Origin of the sequence: Planococcus glaciei (assembly GCF_900099655.1) — a bacterium.
GTDB classification, from domain to species: Bacteria; Bacillota; Bacilli; order Bacillales_A; family Planococcaceae; genus Planococcus; species Planococcus glaciei.
In genome coordinates this window covers 127,574-144,691 of record NZ_FNDC01000009.1, presented here as the reverse complement: position 1 = coordinate 144,691, position 17,118 = coordinate 127,574, and the positions used below count along the sequence as shown (strand labels likewise).

Annotated in this window: 16 protein-coding genes; 15 read left to right on the top strand and 1 reads right to left on the bottom strand. The window is 47.9% G+C overall.

Translation table 11 applies throughout. The features are described from left to right. Positions 1–13: 13 nt before the first annotated feature. The 5 genes from BLQ32_RS12160 (at position 14) to BLQ32_RS12140 (ending at position 7,000) form a co-directional block, all read left to right on the top strand. Positions 14–655: a TetR/AcrR family transcriptional regulator gene (locus tag BLQ32_RS12160; RefSeq protein WP_036809726.1), complete on the top strand. Its 642-nt coding sequence runs from the start codon at positions 14–16 to the stop codon at positions 653–655. Between the two features lie 6 nt (positions 656–661). Beyond that, complete coding sequence (gene icmF / locus BLQ32_RS12155) at positions 662–3,913, top strand: fused isobutyryl-CoA mutase/GTPase IcmF (protein ID WP_074510526.1); 3,252 nt, start codon at positions 662–664, stop codon at positions 3,911–3,913. A 475-nt stretch (positions 3,914–4,388) separates the two neighbouring features. Beyond that, positions 4,389–4,550 carry a hypothetical protein gene (locus BLQ32_RS19865; RefSeq protein ID WP_175557113.1) on the top strand — a complete coding sequence of 54 codons (162 nt, stop codon included), beginning with the start codon at positions 4,389–4,391 and terminating at the stop codon, positions 4,548–4,550. A gap of 63 nt (positions 4,551–4,613) precedes the next feature. Continuing rightward, complete coding sequence (gene rpoE / locus BLQ32_RS12145) at positions 4,614–5,219, top strand: DNA-directed RNA polymerase subunit delta (protein ID WP_053167039.1); 606 nt, start codon at positions 4,614–4,616, stop codon at positions 5,217–5,219. Positions 5,220–5,374: 155 nt separating this feature from the next. Continuing rightward, a complete protein-coding gene (locus tag BLQ32_RS12140) occupies positions 5,375–7,000 on the top strand; it encodes a CTP synthase (protein WP_036809735.1) in 1,626 nt (541 codons plus the stop codon). A 323-nt stretch (positions 7,001–7,323) separates the two neighbouring features. On the opposite strand, the gene BLQ32_RS12135 is transcribed toward BLQ32_RS12140, so the two are convergent. Beyond that, entirely contained in the window at positions 7,324–7,812 is a 489-nt protein-coding gene (locus tag BLQ32_RS12135; protein ID WP_074510524.1) for a DUF2529 family protein, read from the bottom strand. A gap of 116 nt (positions 7,813–7,928) precedes the next feature. On the opposite strand from BLQ32_RS12135, the gene BLQ32_RS12130 reads away from it, so the two are divergent. From BLQ32_RS12130 to prmC, 10 genes are all read left to right on the top strand, one after another. After that, positions 7,929–8,288, top strand: coding sequence for a response regulator (locus BLQ32_RS12130; protein WP_074510523.1), 360 nt, complete (start codon positions 7,929–7,931; stop codon positions 8,286–8,288). An 85-nt stretch (positions 8,289–8,373) separates the two neighbouring features. Next, on the top strand, positions 8,374–9,231 hold the full coding sequence (locus BLQ32_RS12125) for a class II fructose-bisphosphate aldolase (RefSeq protein ID WP_036809745.1): 858 nt from the start codon (positions 8,374–8,376) through the stop codon (positions 9,229–9,231). A gap of 76 nt (positions 9,232–9,307) precedes the next feature. Next, a complete protein-coding gene (gene fsa, locus BLQ32_RS12120; protein ID WP_036809748.1) occupies positions 9,308–9,970 on the top strand; it encodes a fructose-6-phosphate aldolase in 663 nt (220 codons plus the stop codon). Between the two features lie 105 nt (positions 9,971–10,075). After that, the gene (locus BLQ32_RS12115) at positions 10,076–11,374 is read left to right on the top strand and encodes a UDP-N-acetylglucosamine 1-carboxyvinyltransferase (protein WP_074510522.1); all 1,299 of its coding nucleotides are present in this window, start codon (positions 10,076–10,078) and stop codon (positions 11,372–11,374) included. A 73-nt stretch (positions 11,375–11,447) separates the two neighbouring features. Beyond that, entirely contained in the window at positions 11,448–12,413 is a 966-nt protein-coding gene (gene glpX / locus BLQ32_RS12110) for a class II fructose-bisphosphatase (RefSeq protein ID WP_074510521.1), read from the top strand. A gap of 128 nt (positions 12,414–12,541) precedes the next feature. Continuing rightward, positions 12,542–13,825 (top strand): transcription termination factor Rho, encoded by a 1,284-nt coding sequence (rho, locus tag BLQ32_RS12105; protein WP_036809756.1) that lies wholly within the window; start codon positions 12,542–12,544, stop codon positions 13,823–13,825. 152 nt (positions 13,826–13,977) lie between these two features. Beyond that, positions 13,978–14,193 (top strand): 50S ribosomal protein L31, encoded by a 216-nt coding sequence (rpmE, locus tag BLQ32_RS12100; RefSeq protein WP_074510520.1) that lies wholly within the window; start codon positions 13,978–13,980, stop codon positions 14,191–14,193. Between the two features lie 158 nt (positions 14,194–14,351). After that, complete coding sequence (locus BLQ32_RS12095; protein ID WP_036809764.1) at positions 14,352–14,945, top strand: thymidine kinase; 594 nt, start codon at positions 14,352–14,354, stop codon at positions 14,943–14,945. Positions 14,946–15,152: 207 nt separating this feature from the next. After that, positions 15,153–16,226 (top strand): peptide chain release factor 1, encoded by a 1,074-nt coding sequence (prfA, locus tag BLQ32_RS12090; protein WP_036809767.1) that lies wholly within the window; start codon positions 15,153–15,155, stop codon positions 16,224–16,226. After that, positions 16,219–17,076, top strand: a complete 858-nt coding sequence (prmC, locus tag BLQ32_RS12085; protein WP_074510519.1) for a peptide chain release factor N(5)-glutamine methyltransferase — start codon at positions 16,219–16,221, stop codon at positions 17,074–17,076. The genes prfA and prmC overlap by 8 nt, the downstream gene beginning before the upstream one ends. Positions 17,077–17,118 lie beyond the last annotated feature (42 nt).

Sequence of the window (17,118 nt, the reverse complement as noted above, 5' to 3'; positions counted from 1 at the left end):
GAGGGATTCGCCCATGAGTAAAAAGCGTGAAGTGCAGTCCTCCGTAAAAGACGAAAGCCTGATTGAGAAGCGCCGGGCGCAGATGATCCGGGGAGCTGTCACGCTTTTTAAAGAAAAGGGCTTTCACCGGACAACGACGCGGGAAATTGCCAAAGCTTCAGGGTTCAGCATCGGAACATTATACGAATACATCCGCACGAAAGAAGACGTGCTGTATCTCGTATGTGATTCGATTTACGATGAAGTGCATGCACGGCTTGATGCACTTGATATCGAAAAAGGCTCGCTTGAAGTGCTGGTGACCGCGCTTGAGCATTATTATGGCTTGATTGATGACATGCAGGACGAATTTGTCGTCATGTACCAGGAATCGAAATCATTGCCGAAAGACGCGCTGCAGTACGTGCTGAACAAAGAAATCGAAATGGTTTCTTTATTCGAGCGTTTGCTTATGGAATGTGCCGACAGCGGAGAACTCAAGCTGTCGCCGAAAGAAATCAAATTGGCAGCCCATCATTTGTTCGTACAGGGACAGATGTGGGCATTCCGCCGCTGGGCACTGCGCGATTTTACTATTCAGGAATTCACCAAGCTTCAAACTCAGTTTCTACTGCAGGGGATGGCAGGAGAAAAAACCACGATACAGGGGGCTTAATATAAAATGGCGACTATTCAAGAAGAAACAAAGTACAAGCCGAAAAACCACGTCCGTTTCGTCACGGCGTCGAGTCTTTTTGACGGCCACGATGCATCGATCAATATCATGCGCCGGATTTTGCAGGCGGCAGGTGCGGAAGTGATCCACTTGGGGCATAACCGTTCTGTTGAAGAAGTGGTCAATGCGGCGATCCAGGAAGACGTGCAGGGAATCTGCATTTCGTCTTACCAGGGCGGCCATATGGAATACTTCAAATATATGTACGATTTGCTGCAGGAAAAAGGCGCTGGCCATATCCGCATCTACGGCGGAGGCGGAGGCGTTATTTTGCCGCGTGAAATCAAAGAATTGGAAGAGTACGGCATTGCCGGCATTTTCTCTCCGGAAGACGGGCGCAAACTGGGGCTTGAAGGCATGATTGAAGAAATCGTCAAAGAATGTGATTTCTCGACCGTAAAAGAAGATGTGTCTGCAGAAGCCGTTTCTGCAGAAAATCCGGTGGCATTGGCCAACCTGATTACCACAGCTGAAGAAGCGCACACGCGCGACATCAATACCGACGACTTGCTGCAGGCAGTACGTGCACAGTCGAAAAATACGCCGGTGCTCGGCATTACCGGAACAGGCGGGGCGGGGAAAAGCTCACTCACGGATGAATTGATCCGCCGTTTCTTATCGGAATTGCCGGATAAGAAAATTGCCATTCTGTCGATTGACCCGACAAAACAAAAAACGGGCGGTGCACTGTTAGGCGACCGCATCCGCATGAACGCCATCTTCAACAAACGTGTGTTTATGAGAAGCTTGGCAACTCGCGGATCTCGGACGGAAATCTCAGGCGCACTTGGAGATGTCCTGGATGTCGTGAAAGCGGCAGGGTTTGACTTGATCGTCGTGGAAACGAGCGGCATCGGGCAAGGGGATGCAGAAATTGCCAATTTCTCGGACGTCTCGATGTACGTCATGACAAGCGAATTCGGTGCACCGACGCAGCTTGAAAAAATCGATATGATCGATTATGCCGATTTGATTGCCATCAATAAATTCGAGCGCAAAGGCTCTGAAGATGCCCTTCGCCAAGTACAGAAGCAATACCAGCGCAGCCGTTTGTTGTGGGACAAGGAATTGGAAGAAATGCCGGTGTTCGGAACGATTGCCAGCCAGTTCAACGACAAAGGGACAAACTCGCTGTTTGCGGCGTTGGTCCACATTGTCAATGAAAAATGCGGAACCGAGTGGACGACGGATTACGACCAATTTGTCAAAACGCAAAAAGAAAACTTGATCATTCCGAATGACCGCCGCTACTATTTGCGTGAAATTACGGAAACCGTGCGCGGCTACCACGCAAAAGCAAAAGAGCAGGCTGCATTTGCCCGCCGGTTGTTCCAGCTTGAAGGCGCCATCGAAGCCGTGAAAGAAAAAGCGCCGGATGATGCCTTAGTGGCATCGCTGCAATCGCTTGCCTACGGCGTACGCGAAGAGCTGACAACGGAATCCAAACGCATTTTGGAAAACTGGAAAGCGCTGAAAGAAGCTTATGCCGGCGATGAATTTGTCACAACGGTCCGCGACAAAGAAATCCGGACGATCCTGCGGACAGAAAGCCTTGCCGGGCTGAAAATTCCGCGCGTTGTTTTGCCGAAATTCGAAGACTACGGCGAAATCCTGAAATGGGTATATAGCGAAAACGTTCCGGGTTCATTCCCTTACACGGCCGGGGTATTCCCGTTCAAACGCGAAGGGGAAGATCCGAAGCGCCAGTTTGCGGGTGAAGGAACGCCGGAACGCACAAACAGACGCTTCCATTACCTGTCGAAAGACGATGATGCAAAACGTTTATCAACTGCTTTTGACTCCGTAACGCTTTACGGCGAAGATCCGGATCACCGTCCGGACATCTACGGCAAAGTCGGCGAGTCGGGCGTATCGATTTGTACGCTTGATGACATGAAGAAATTGTATGCCGGCTTTGATCTTTGTGCACCCTCCACTTCTGTATCGATGACGATCAACGGGCCTGCGCCAATCATCTTGGCGATGTTCATGAATACGGCAATCGATCAGCAGGTGAAAATCAACGAAGAGAAATTCGGCCGTCCGTTGACGCTGGAAGAATTCACGGAAGTGCGTGAATCGACGCTGCAGGTAGTGCGCGGTACCGTACAAGCCGATATTCTAAAAGAAGACCAAGGGCAGAATACGTGCATCTTCTCGACGGAATTCGCACTGCGCATGATGGGCGATATCCAGCAGTACTTTATCGACCACAAAGTGCGCAACTACTATTCCGTGTCGATTTCGGGCTACCATATCGCAGAAGCGGGTGCGAACCCGATTTCCCAATTGGCGTTCACGCTATCTAATGGCTTTACGTACGTGGAGTACTATTTGAGCCGTGGCATGAACATCGATGATTTCGCACCGAACTTGTCGTTCTTCTTCTCGAACGGTCTGGATCCGGAATACACGGTCATCGGGCGCGTAGCACGACGCATTTGGGCAATCGTGATGCGCGACAAATACGGCGCCAACGACCGCAGCCAGAAACTGAAATACCACGTCCAGACATCCGGCCGCAGCTTGCACGCACAGGAAATCGATTTCAACGATATCCGCACAACCCTGCAGGCATTGATGGCGCTTCAGGACAACTGCAACTCGCTGCACACCAATGCATATGACGAAGCCATCACGACGCCGACGGAAGAGTCTGTGCGCCGGGCAATGGCCATCCAGATGATCATCACGAAAGAGCACGGCTTGTCGAAAAACGAGAACCCGCTGCAAGGCGCATTCATCATCGAAGAGATGACGCAGCTTGTCGAAGAAGCGGTGCTTGCGGAATTCGACCGCATCGATGACCGCGGCGGCGTGTTGGGTGCGATGGAGACGCAATACCAGCGCGGCAAAATCCAGGAAGAGTCGATGCACTACGAAATGAAAAAGCATACGGGTGAACTGCCGATCATCGGCGTGAACACGTATTTGAATCCGAACCCGCAAAGCGATGACGATATCAACGCAATGGAAATCGCACGTGCGACGACGGAAGAAAAAGAAACACAAATTGCCAACTTGCGGTCTTTCCAGGAACGCAATTCATCAGAAGAAGCTTTAGCCCACCTGAAACACGTAGCAAAATCAGGCGGCAACATCTTCGAGGAATTGATGGAAACCGTAAAAGTAGCAAGCCTCGGCCAAATCACCACAGCTTTGTATGAAGTCGGCGGGCAATATAGAAGAAATATGTAACAAGAAAAGCGGAAGCGCCTGGTCAGTCCCGACGGGATTAAGGCAGAACACCGAAACGGCGAGTTTTTGCCGTACAGGTGGGCTGACTTAAGACCCCGAGGGACTAGGCGCTGCAGCTGGACACTAAGAAAAGCGCAGGTGGCCGTTCAGCCCCGACAAGCGCTGGAGGGCTTAGCGTGAATGGCGCTTTTTGCCATTCGGGGTAAGACCGAAGCGACCTCGAGGGGCTGGCCACCGAAGCTGGACAACAAGAAAAGCCGTTTGCGGATCTTCCGCAAACGGCTTTTCTATCTTCATTAAGAGAAAAATTGCCTTGATAAAAATAATACGTCCATGATGGCAAGAAATGAGATTATTTATATTTAGATAAATACCAGTTTTAAATTTGAGCATCAAAACCCAGTATGTCGCTTTAAACGCGTTTTTTCTGTATAATAGAAGAAAGTTCACTGTAGACAAAAAAGGATGAGAAGCCATGTCGAAATACACGCATTACATTGTCATCATCCTCTGCATCGTACTCACTTTATTTCTCTACAATAAAGCACTGGGATCGATTCCTTTTTTAATTTTGTCGCTTTATTTGTTTTATTTCGGCTGGACACAGCTTAGTAGCAGAAAAAAGAAAACACGGTAGCGGAGTGCACCATCTTTGTATATAATGAATAAAGTTAACGATAGAAGAAGGGACGTGCACAGATTGAAAATCCGTGAATTATCGAGAGAAGAACTAATCGAAGAGTCATTTGTTGACTTAACATATGCAATGCTCCAAGAAACACACGAAACAAAAACTTACCCTGAGCTTGTTACAGAAATTGAGAACTTGCTTGGTTTGTCAAAAGAAGACATGAAAGCCCGCCTTGTCCAGTTTTATACAGACATGAACATTGATGGCCGCTTCCTGATTCTGGGCGAAAACCGTTGGGGCCTTCGCGAATGGTATCCAGTGGAGCAAATTGAAGAAGAGTCGGCACCGACTGTTAAAGCCCGCAAGAAAAAAGCGAAAGTTGCGGATGATGAAGACTTTGATGATATGGACCTTGAATTGGAAGATGAGTTGGAATTTGACGACTTTGATGACGCGGACGATGACGACGAGGATGAAGACGATGACGCAAGTGCATTGATCATTCCGCCGGTTGGTGACGAAGAAGAGGAAGAGGAAGAAGTCATTGATTTTGATGTAGACGTGGATGACGATGACGACGAAGTCGATGTAGACGTTCTGGTTGAAGACCTCGACGGCAACATTATCGACGATGAAGAAGAAGAGGAAGACGATTTAGAAGACGATTTGAAGTAATTTGAACATTTTTTTACCTTGACTTATGTGACGAGACTGGATAAGATTTTATTGGGCTCCTTAAAATAGGAGATTAATTCGTACAGTTTACGCGCTCCTTCTGCACACTGCAGGCGGGGCGCTTTTTATTTTTTATTAATGGAGGAGGAACAAGCATGACAAAGTATATATTTGTGACCGGCGGCGTAGTATCGTCACTCGGCAAAGGGATTACCGCTGCATCACTTGGGCGTTTATTGAAAAACAGAGGGTTGAACGTAACCATCCAGAAATTTGATCCGTACATCAATATTGACCCGGGCACGATGAGCCCTTACCAGCACGGGGAAGTTTTCGTAACAGGCGACGGCGCTGAGACGGACTTGGACCTTGGCCACTACGAACGTTTTATCGACATCAATTTGAACAAATACTCGAACGTAACAACAGGGAAAGTCTATTCGACGGTCATCAAAAAAGAGCGCCGCGGCGACTACCTTGGCGGAACAGTTCAAGTGATTCCGCACATCACGAATGAAATCAAAGAGCGTTTGCTGCGCGCTGCAAAAACTGCAAAAGCTGACGTCGTCATCACGGAAATCGGCGGTACTGTCGGTGATATCGAGTCGCTTCCATTCCTTGAAGCGATCCGCCAAATGCGTTCAGATCTTGGCCGCGACGAAGTGATGTACATCCACTGTACATTGATCCCTTACCTTGGCGCTGCAAAAGAAATGAAAACAAAACCGACGCAGCACAGCGTAAAAGAGCTGCGCAGCCTGGGAATTCAGCCAAACCTGATTGTTGTCCGTACAGAGCACGCTGTCCCTCAAGACATGAAAGACAAAATTGCTTTGTTCTGCGACATCAAACCGGAAGAAGTAATCGAATCACGCGACGTAGATGTGATTTACGAAATGCCGCTTCGCTTGAAAGAGCAAGGCATGGACCAAATCGTTCTTGATCACTTTGGCATCGAAGCACCTGAAGCGGATATGACCGAGTGGATTGAACTGGTTGAAAAAGTCCAGTCGCTTTCTAAGACCGTCCGCATTGGACTGGTAGGGAAATACGTTGAATTGCAGGATGCCTACATTTCTGTCGTTGAAGCTTTGAAACACGCGGGCTTCGCTTACGATGCTGAAATTGAAGTAGACTGGATCAACGCCGAACACATCAATGCTGAAAACGTAGAAGAAAAATTGCAAAACTGCGACGGCATCCTCGTTCCTGGTGGATTTGGAGACCGCGGCGTTGAAGGGAAAATCGAAGCAACGAAATATGCGCGTGAAAACAACGTGCCATTCTTCGGAATTTGCTTGGGGATGCAATTGGCTTCAGTTGAATTCGCCCGCAGCATCATGAACTTCGAAGATGCGCATTCTTCTGAACTAAACCCGAAAACTTCTTACCCGGTCATTGATCTGTTGCCGGAGCAAAAAGACATCGAAGACCTTGGCGGCACCTTGCGCCTTGGCTTATATCCGGCAAAATTGAAAGTCGGTTCTAAAGCGCATGAAGCATACGGAGAAGAAGTGGTTTACGAACGCCACCGCCACCGTTATGAGTTCAACAATGAATACCGCGAGCAATTTGAAGCAGCCGGCTTTATCTTCTCCGGTACTAGCCCGGATGGCCGTCTAGTTGAAATCGTCGAAATTGCTGACCATCCTTGGTTCGTAGCTTGCCAATTCCATCCGGAATTCATTTCTCGCCCGAACCGCCCGCAGCCTCTATTCAGAGAATTTGTCGGAGCTTCATTAGGAAAAGCGGAAGCGGCCGTTCAGGTTCGACAGGCATAAGACGGACCAGCGAAGTGGCGCATTTTGCCACACAGCTGGGTTGGCTTATGACCCGAGAACTTGGCTGCTGCAGCTAGACATTGAAAAAAGTAGAAGCGCCGGTCTTGTCTTGATAAGACACTAAAAAACAGCTGGATGCTGAAAACAAGAAAACTTCCAGTCTGCAGTGCAGACTGGAAGTTTTTTAGTATCCGGAATGCTGAACGCACACAAATTCTGTTGAGCGCACACAAATCTCGCCAAGCGTGCATAAACTACGAATTCATCTTACTGAAAACAAAAACCGCCTGCAGAGCGGCTCTGCAAACGGTTTTTCAAGTGATTTATTCGGCCAGCATTTCATCGACGGCCATTTTGACGGCATGGTAAACAAATAACGCACCCATTGCGTGGGGAACGACGGTCCGTTCGCCGTCGTCGGTCGGCAGCAGCCCTTTGTCGATTTTCAACGAAACAAAAGCGTCCGCTTCCATTTCGTTGCTGCGTTTTTCAGCCACGAGCATTGCAAATGGCAAGTGGGCGTCATTCAAACGGTTGGCAAGTTCGTCGCTTTCGTGGTTTTTGGCAAGAATCCAGACCCGGTCCGCGCTGGTAATGACGCTGTCCGGCTGCCATTGTGCAGCACTTTGAAGCGGTTCGGCACCTTCGAGCGCGCTCAGCGCAACGGCTTTCATTTCACCGAATGCAGCTAAAAAAATTGTGCCTTCGCCGATTGCCGCCTGTGCCAGGACCCGGGCAGTATCTTCAATTGCTTCTTCTTGCCCGGCTATGCGCTGGAACAGACCGGCTAATTGTGTCGATAACATTTTCATTTTGTTTCACCTCATCAACAAATTATAACAGAAGGCTCCGCACTGTGGAAAAGACGGGGGATGTCTAGTAGAATGGAAATAAGCACACAATTGGAAGAAGAAGGGAATGAGTCCTCTTGAAAAAAATATTAATTGTCGATGACCAAACGGGCATCCGCCTATTATTGAATGAAGTGTTTAAAAAAGAGGGTTTTATGACCTTGATGGCAGCAAATGGGCGCGAAGCTTTAGCAAAAGCGAAAGAAACACAGCCGGATGTGGTGCTGTTGGATATGAAAATGCCGGGAATGGACGGCCTGGAAATCCTGAGAAATTTAAAGCAATTGGGTTCTGAGATACAAGTCATCATGATGACCGCGTACGGGGAACTGGACTTAATCGAAGAATCGATAGACAGCGGCGCCGCCAGTTATTTCACGAAGCCCTTTGATGTATTTGAAATCAGAGAAGCTGTAAAGCAATTGTTACGGGACTGATATACACTGAAGTGGCGAAATCATGCGGTTTTTGGTATAGTAAAAAGGATATTTAGCAAGATATACACTGAGGAGGAATTTTGTAATGCCATTGGTTTCAATGAAAGAAATGATGATTAAAGGGAAACAAGAAGGGTACGCAATCGGCCAATTTAACTTGAATAACCTGGAGTTCACCCAGGCTATCCTGCAGGCGGCACAAGAAGAAAATTCTCCAGTTATCTTAGGGGTATCTGAGGGCGCTGCGCGCTATATGGGCGGATTCACCACGGTTGTACATATGGTGAAGGGCTTGATGCACGATTACAAAATTACCGTACCAGTGGCAATCCACCTGGACCACGGCTCCAGCTTTGAAAAATGCAAAGAAGCAATTGACGCTGGGTTTACTTCTGTAATGATCGATGCATCCCATCATCCATTTGAAGAAAATATTGAAATTACGAAACAAGTTGTAGAATATGCACATAAACATAATGTATCTGTAGAAGCTGAATTAGGGACTGTCGGCGGACAAGAAGACGATGTGATTGCAGATGGCGTGATTTATGCCGATCCGCAGGAATGCAAGCAATTGGTTGAACAAACGGGCATCGACTGCCTGGCGCCGGCGCTTGGATCTGTCCACGGGCCGTACAAAGGCGAGCCGAACTTGGGCTTTAAAGAAATGGAAGAAATTTCTCAGCTTTGCGACGTGCCGCTTGTCCTTCACGGAGGAACAGGAATCCCGGTTAAAGATATTCAGCGCTCGGTTTCCTTGGGAACAGCGAAGATCAATGTAAATACAGAAAACCAAATCGCTTCTGCAAAAGCAGTCCGCGAAGCATTGGCGAAAGATGCGGAAATGTATGACCCGCGCAAATATTTGACGCCTGCACGCGATGCAATCAAAGCGACTGTTATTGGCAAAATGCGTGAATTCGGCAGCTCGAACCAGGCTTAATTAAAAAAACAAATGAGGAAAGAGAGAAACTGCCGACAGGCCTTCTCTCTTTTCCATCATACTAGGAGGAAAAAAGATGAAATTTTTTATTGATACAGCGAACTTCGACGAAATCAAAGAAGCACATTCATGGGGCATCCTATCCGGCGTGACAACAAACCCATCACTTGTAGCAAAAGAAAAAAATGTTTCATTCCACGACCGCTTGAAAGAAATTGCAGCACTTGTTGACGGTTCAATCAGCGGGGAAGTTATCGCGCTTGACTCTGAAGGAATGATCAAAGAAGGCCGTGAATTGGCAGCATTAGCGCCAAACATCACAGTGAAATTGCCGATGACTCCAGATGGATTGAAAGCTTGTTCAACACTTGCAGCAGAAGGCATTAAAGTTAACGTAACGTTAATCTTCAGCGCAAACCAGGCACTTCTTGCAGCCCGTGCTGGTGCTTCATACGTTTCTCCTTTCCTTGGCCGTCTGGATGATATCGGCCACAACGGCATGGATTTAATTGCTACAATTGCAGATATTTTCGCAATCCATGACATCAAAGCTGAAATCATTGCGGCTTCTATCCGTCACCCGCAGCATGTAACAGATGCAGCATTGAACGGCGCTCACATCGGAACAATGCCGATCAAAGTGATGCAGCAAATGTTCAAGCACCCATTGACTGATAAAGGAATCGAAGCATTCCTTGCAGACTGGGAAAAACGCTCTGTTGAAGAAGAAGTAAAGTAAACTGCGACTAGCCATTTGAACCAATCGGACTTCCGGGGACAGTGATTTTTGCAGAAGCGAAAATCGGCTGTCCCTTGAAGTGGGGTAAAGGAGAAATTTGATCTGATGGATGTATATAAAGTAAAAGGCGGCAACCGCTTATCTGGCACAATTAAAGTGAACGGGGCAAAAAATAGCGCAGTGGCATTGATTCCGGCGTCTATTTTAGCAAATTCGCCTGTGCAAATCGAAGGCTTACCCGAAATTTCTGATGTCTGGACATTGAAAAACATTTTGGAAGAAATCGGTGGAGAAGTGTCGTTTGAAGACGGCACGATGAAAATTGATCCGACCCATATGATCGATATGCCATTGCCGAACGGCAATGTGAAAAAATTGCGCGCTTCTTACTACATGATGGGCGCAATGCTTGGCCGTTTCAAACATGCGGCAATCGGCCTGCCGGGCGGCTGTTTTTTAGGGCCGCGCCCAATAGACCAGCACATTAAAGGATTTGAAGCGCTTGGCGCAAAAGTCACGAATGAACACGGCGCAATCTACCTGCGTGCAGATGAACTTCGCGGCGCAAAAATTTATCTGGACGTTGTCAGTGTAGGGGCGACGATTAATATTATGCTGGCGGCAGTTCTTGCCAAAGGCCAAACGACCATTGAAAACGCAGCGAAAGAACCTGAAATTATCGACGTTGCCACGCTTTTAACCAATATGGGTGCAAAAATCAAAGGAGCTGGTACGAATGTGATCCGCATTGACGGAGTGGAAGAGCTTCACGGCACAAACCACACCATCATTCCTGACCGCATCGAAGCCGGTACTTTCATGATTATGGCAGCTGCCATTGGCGACGGTGTATTAGTTGATAACGTCATTCCGTTCCACATGGAAGCTTTGACAGCGAAGCTGCGTGAAATGGGCGTTGATGTACAGGAAGGCGAAGAATCCATCTACATACCGAAATCAGAGCAATTGCAGGCGATTGACGTAAAAACTTTGGTATACCCAGGATTTGCGACCGATCTCCAGCAGCCGTTTTCCGTATTGATGACGCAAGCTACCGGTTCTTCCATGATTACCGATACCATTTATTCGGCTCGTTTCAAGCATATTGACGAATTGCGCCGGATGAACGCGAGCGGCAGAGTCGAAGGGCGGGCGGCAGTGATTACCGGACCGACGCCATTAACCGCTGCAACCGTTGTCGCTTCCGATTTGCGTGCAGGAGCAGCCTTGATTATTGCAGGGTTGCTGGCTGAAGGCGAGACGGAAATCCGTGAGATTTATCATATCGAACGCGGATACTCAGATATCGTCCGGAAACTTCAAGGGCTCGGAGCAGATATCCGGAGAGAAACGATTGATCCGGTTGCAGCCACTAACGCAGACAACAGCCATAGCGCAAATTGAGTTCTTTTTAGCTTGTCGAAATATGCTACAATATGGAAGACAGATTTATAGCTGAACTGGAGGAAATGACACTATGGAACGAAGTTTATCGATGGAATTGGTGCGTGTGACAGAGGCGGCTGCAATTGCTTCTGCAAAATGGATGGGCCGCGGTTTGAAGATTGAAGCGGATGATGCAGCGACTACGGCCATGCGGAATGTTTTTGATACGGTTCCGATGCGCGGAGTAGTTGTAATCGGTGAAGGCGAGATGGACGAAGCGCCAATGCTTTACATCGGAGAAGAGCTGGGAACGGGCCAAGGGCCGGAAGTGGATGTTGCGGTCGATCCGTTAGAAGGAACGAATATCGTAGCAGCCGGCGGATGGAATGCGCTTGCGGTTCTCGCTATTGCTGACCGCGGCAATTTATTGAACGCACCGGATATGTACATGGATAAAATTGCGGTTGGGCCGGAAGCAGTTGGCAAAATCGATATCAATGCACCTGTAATTGATAACCTTCGGGCAGTGGCGAAAGCCAAAAACAAAGATATAGAAGATGTGGTGGCGACGATTTTGGATCGCCCGCGCCATAAAGATATCATTGACCAGATTCGTGCAGCGGGAGCCCGCATCAAATTGATCAATGATGGAGACGTAGCAGGGGCGATCAACACGGCTTTTGAAAAAACCGGCGTTGACATTCTGTTCGGTACGGGCGGAGCTCCTGAAGGTGTAATTGCGGCAGTCGGGCTTAAGTGCCTGGGCGGCGAACTGCAAGGGAAGCTCATGCCCCAAACAGCAGAAGAAGCCGAACGCTGCATTAAAATGGGCTTGGATGTCAGCAAAGTGCTGAAAATGGAGGACCTGGTAAAAGGGGACGACGCCATCTTTGCGGCAACCGGTGTTACAGACGGCGAATTGCTTCGCGGTGTTCAGCTGAAAGGCGGTTTTGCCGAGAGCCATACATTGGTTATGCGCGCAAAATCAGGCACAGTCCGTTTTGTAGAAGGGCGCCACAGCATGAAGAAAAAACCAGACCTTGTTATGCATGATTAATGAGTAAACTTCAAAATGAGTCCGGCATTTTTGCCGGACTCCTTCTTTAAAGATCTTTCCAATTTATTCAACGACTGATCCTCTAACCAATAAACCCTAATAAATGAATAAGAGTGGTGTCCGATCAAATGACAACGATAACAATTTCGGCTTTGGAAAATATGACGCTAAGAGAGCTTTACAATTTGGCGAAAGAATACAAGCTGACCAACTACAGCAAATTAACAAAAAAAGAATTGATTTTTGCGATTTTAAAAACAAGAGCGGAACAAGAAGGCTTCTTCTTTATGGAAGGCGTCCTTGAAATCATCCAATCGGAAGGTTTCGGCTTCTTGCGTCCAATCAACTATTCGCCAAGCTCGCAGGACATTTACATTTCAGCTTCCCAAATCCGCCGGTTTGATTTGCGCAACGGCGATAAAGTTTCGGGGAAAGTGCGGCCGCCAAAAGAAAACGAACGTTATTTTGGGCTGCTGCAAGTAGAAGCGGTAAACGGAGAAGATCCGGAAGTCGCCAAGGAACGCGTCCATTTCCCGGGATTGACGCCGCTTTATCCGGATCGCCATATCCGGCTTGAAACCACGCCAAAAGATTTGTCTGCACGCATCATGGATTTAGTGGCACCTGTCGGGTTTGGCCAGCGCGGTCTGATCGTAGCGCCGCCTAAAGCCGGCAAGACGATGCTGTTGAAAGAAATTGCCAATTCCATTACGACAAACCATCCGGAAGCGGAACTGATTGTGCTCTTGATCGATGAGCGGCCGGAAGAAGTGACGGACATTGAACGTTCGGTAGATGCCGATGTCGTGTCGTCGACGTTTGATGAAGTGCCGGAAAACCACGTGAAAGTGGCGGAGCTTGTATTAGAGCGCGCGATGCGCCTTGTCGAGCACAAACGGGACGTCATCATCCTGATGGATTCCATTACCCGATTGGCGCGAGCATATAATTTGGTTATTCCGCCAAGTGGACGTACACTATCAGGAGGAATTGATCCTGCTGCGTTCCACCGGCCGAAACGCTTTTTCGGGGCAGCCCGGAATATCGAAGAAGGCGGGAGCTTGACGATTCTCGCGACGGCGTTGGTAGATACCGGTTCGCGTATGGATGAAGTGATTTATGAAGAATTTAAAGGGACGGGCAATATGGAACTGCATCTGGACCGCAGCCTGGCGGAACGCCGCATTTTCCCGGCGCTCGACATCCGCCGTTCGGGGACAAGAAAAGAAGAATTGCTTCTTGATCCGGCGCAGCTGGAGAAACTATGGGCCATCCGCAAGACGTTTTCAGATTCACCGGATTTCGGGGAACGCTTCCTGAAAAAGCTTGGCCAGACGAAAACGAATGAAGAATTTTTCGAACAGCTGAACAGTGAAATGAAAGCACACCGCAGCAACAAAAAGATGATTTAAATAGTTGCAAAGCAGCCAGGATTTTGTTATGATAATGAGAGTGAAATAAAACAGTGCTATTGCATATATGGCCTAAAGAGCCATGTAAGGCAATAGTAAAATAGATTATTAAACTCTGTTCCAGATGGTTCAGGGCGGGAGGAGAAACAATAATGAAAACAGGTATTCATCCAGATTACAAACAAGCAACAGTAACTTGCTCATGTGGGAATTCTTTCACTACTGGTTCTGTAAAAGAAAACATCAACGTCGAGCTTTGCTCAGAATGTCATCCATTCTACACTGGACGTCAGAAATTTGCTGCAGCAGATGGCCGCGTAGACCGTTTCAACAAAAAATACGGCATCAAAGAAGAAATCAACGAGTAATAGTGAAAAATATACCTGCTTTGCGCGAAAACGCGAAGCAGGTATTTTTTCGTTTAATAGCCGTATAATCGGCTTACATAGTAAGAAAAATGCAGTATTGCCGTCCGTTTTTGGGTATGATTATAATGATTAAAGAGCGTTTGAAAGGGGTCTCACTTATGTACGTTATGAAACAGTCAGGCTGGGTAGAGCTGATTTGCGGGAGCATGTTTTCAGGGAAATCGGAAGAACTGATCCGCCGGGTACGGCGCGCCCAATTCGCCAAACAAAAAATTGCAGTATTCAAACCGAAGATCGATGACCGCTACAGCGAAGAAGCGGTTGTTTCCCATAATGGGGCGACCGTTATCGCCTTGCCAATTGAGCATTCAGAAGAAATGTGGCAATTTATCACCGATGATTACGATGTCATTGCCATTGATGAAGCTCAATTTTTTGATGAACAAATCGTCGACAATGTCCAAAAACTTGCGAATCACGGTTTCCGGGTCATTGTAGCCGGACTTGACCAGGATTTTAGAGGACGCCCTTTTGGCCCGATGCCGACTTTGCTTTCGATCGCAGAGCAAGTCACTAAACTGCAAGCCGTCTGCACCGTATGCGGTTCACCGGCAAGCCGGACGCAACGGCTCATCAACGGCAAACCGGCCGGTTCCGATGACCCGACCATCTTAGTCGGTGCTTCAGAAGCCTACGAGCCCCGCTGCCGCCACCACCATGAAGTACCGGCTGGCGTAACTATAGCTAAATAAAGTTATTAATGAAATTCCGCAAAGCAGCTCTTCTGTTTTGCTCTATTTCTTAGTTAATATCGTCAAATTAAAAACCTTGGAGTAAGTCTTGTATTTTTAATTTAAATAAAATTGAGAAGAAAGAGTGGAAAGCGCCCGCTTGAAGCGATTTCTTCAGACCTTCTTAATATATAAGAAAAAGAAACCAGAAACAGAGGTGATTTGGAAATGTTTGATCGATTGCAAGCTGTCGAAGATCGCTATGACCGTTTAAATGAACTGTTGAGCGATCCTGAAGTTGTCAGCGACACGAATAAATTACGAGAGTATTCAAAAGAACAGTCAGATTTGCAGGAAACGGTAGAAGCTTACCGGGAGTATAAAGATTTGACCGAGCAGTTGGAAGGCGCCAAAGCGATGTTTGACGAGAAATTAGATCCGGAAATGCGCGAAATGGTCAAAGAAGAAGTCAGCGAACTGGAAGCGCAAGTTACGGCAGTAGAAGAGCGCCTTCATATTTTACTGATCCCGAAAGACCCGAACGATGACAAAAACGTCATCATGGAAATCCGCGGGGCAGCAGGCGGAGATGAAGCGGCGTTATTTGCTGGAGACCTTTACCGCATGTACAGCCGCTACGCAGAGTCGAACGGCTGGAAAGTTTCCATTATGGATTCCAACCCGACTGGCCTAGGCGGGTTTAAGGAATTGGTGGTCATGATCACCGGGAAAGGCGCTTATTCCAAATTGAAATACGAAAACGGCGCCCACCGGGTACAGCGCGTACCGGAAACCGAATCTGGCGGCCGCATCCATACCTCAACAGCCACAGTGGCTTGTTTGCCGGAAGTGGAAGAAGTGGAAGTGGAAATCCATGACAACGATATCCGTGTGGATACGTACGCTTCTTCAGGTGCAGGTGGGCAATCCGTTAACACGACAATGTCAGCGGTGCGCTTAACGCATATTCCGACGAATACGGTTGTTACTTGCCAGGATGAAAAATCACAGATTAAAAACAAAGCCAGTGCCATGAAAGTGCTTCGTGCACGGGTTTATGATAAATTTCAGCAGGAAGCGCAAGCGGAATACGACGCAGTCCGCAAATCGGCAGTCGGAACCGGGGACCGTTCAGAACGGATTCGCACGTATAATTTTCCGCAAAACCGCGTAACGGACCACCGCATCGGGTTGACCATCCAAAAGCTGGACCAGATCATGCAAGGCAAGATGGATGAAATCATTGAAGCATTGGTTGTAGAAGAGCAGTCTGCAAGAATGGAAAGCTTGAACAATGACTAAAAACAGACGACTTTTTGAGGCCCTTAACGGGGCTTCTTCTTTTTTAAAAAGCAAAGGGCGGGAAGAAGCCGTGGCACGCATCCTGCTGCAGCATGAACTTGGCTTATCGCATGCCGGGCTTTTGTCCGCGATGCGCGATGAAATGGACGAAGCGGCATTCGAGCGCTTTTGGAGCAAAGTTGAGCAGCATGCCACGGGAATTCCGGTCCAGCATTTGACCGGAACCGAAGAATTTTATGGCAGAACGTTTGAGGTTAATGAAGACGTGCTGATTCCCCGGCCCGAAACCGAAGAATTAGTGGAAGAAACCTTGAAATTGGCAGCTGAGCTGTTTCCGGATAATAGCCCTTCGATCGCCGATATTGGGACCGGCAGCGGCATTATTGCCATCACCATGAAGTGTGAACTTCCCGGTTCCCGAGTAACGGCTACGGACATATCGGAAAAAGCGTTGGCTATGGCGAAACGGAATGCGGAACAGCTTGGTGCCGAAGTGAACTTTCAGCTGGGGGATTTGGCCGAACCGATTCGTGACCGGAAATGGGATATCGTATTGTCGAACCCGCCGTATATTGCCCATGAAGAAGCAGCCGATTTGGCGGATACCGTTCATGACCATGAGCCCCACAGCGCCTTGTTTGCGGATAATAATGGCTTAGCCTTATACGAAAAAATGGCCGAACAGTTGCCGCCTTTGCTGAATAAACCCGGAATTATCGGTTTTGAAATCGGTTATCAACAGGGGGCTGCAGTAGAAAGTTTGTTAAAAACAGCTTTTCCGGACGGCAAGGTGTATATTAAAAAAGATATCAACAGCAACGACCGGATGGCTTTTTGCATTATCCGCTAAGTTGCTAACAATTTCCAGACTAAATATTTTGATTTATTCACA

Bases quoted from the DNA above. Each gene is read 5' to 3' on its own strand.
- BLQ32_RS12160 (WP_036809726.1), top strand. From the start codon at position 14: ATGAGTAAAAAGCGTGAAGTGCAGTCCTCCGTAAAAGACGAAAGCCTG.
- icmF (WP_074510526.1), top strand. From the start codon at position 662: ATGGCGACTATTCAAGAAGAAACAAAGTACAAGCCGAAAAACCACGTC.
- BLQ32_RS19865 (WP_175557113.1), top strand. From the start codon at position 4,389: ATGTCGAAATACACGCATTACATTGTCATCATCCTCTGCATCGTACTC.
- BLQ32_RS12140 (WP_036809735.1), top strand. From the start codon at position 5,375: ATGACAAAGTATATATTTGTGACCGGCGGCGTAGTATCGTCACTCGGC.
- BLQ32_RS12135 (WP_074510524.1), bottom strand. From the start codon at position 7,812: ATGAAAATGTTATCGACACAATTAGCCGGTCTGTTCCAGCGCATAGCC.
- BLQ32_RS12125 (WP_036809745.1), top strand. From the start codon at position 8,374: ATGCCATTGGTTTCAATGAAAGAAATGATGATTAAAGGGAAACAAGAA.
- fsa (WP_036809748.1), top strand. From the start codon at position 9,308: ATGAAATTTTTTATTGATACAGCGAACTTCGACGAAATCAAAGAAGCA.
- BLQ32_RS12115 (WP_074510522.1), top strand. From the start codon at position 10,076: ATGGATGTATATAAAGTAAAAGGCGGCAACCGCTTATCTGGCACAATT.
- glpX (WP_074510521.1), top strand. From the start codon at position 11,448: ATGGAACGAAGTTTATCGATGGAATTGGTGCGTGTGACAGAGGCGGCT.
- rho (WP_036809756.1), top strand. From the start codon at position 12,542: ATGACAACGATAACAATTTCGGCTTTGGAAAATATGACGCTAAGAGAG.
- rpmE (WP_074510520.1), top strand. From the start codon at position 13,978: ATGAAAACAGGTATTCATCCAGATTACAAACAAGCAACAGTAACTTGC.
- BLQ32_RS12095 (WP_036809764.1), top strand. From the start codon at position 14,352: ATGTACGTTATGAAACAGTCAGGCTGGGTAGAGCTGATTTGCGGGAGC.
- prfA (WP_036809767.1), top strand. From the start codon at position 15,153: ATGTTTGATCGATTGCAAGCTGTCGAAGATCGCTATGACCGTTTAAAT.
- prmC (WP_074510519.1), top strand. From the start codon at position 16,219: ATGACTAAAAACAGACGACTTTTTGAGGCCCTTAACGGGGCTTCTTCT.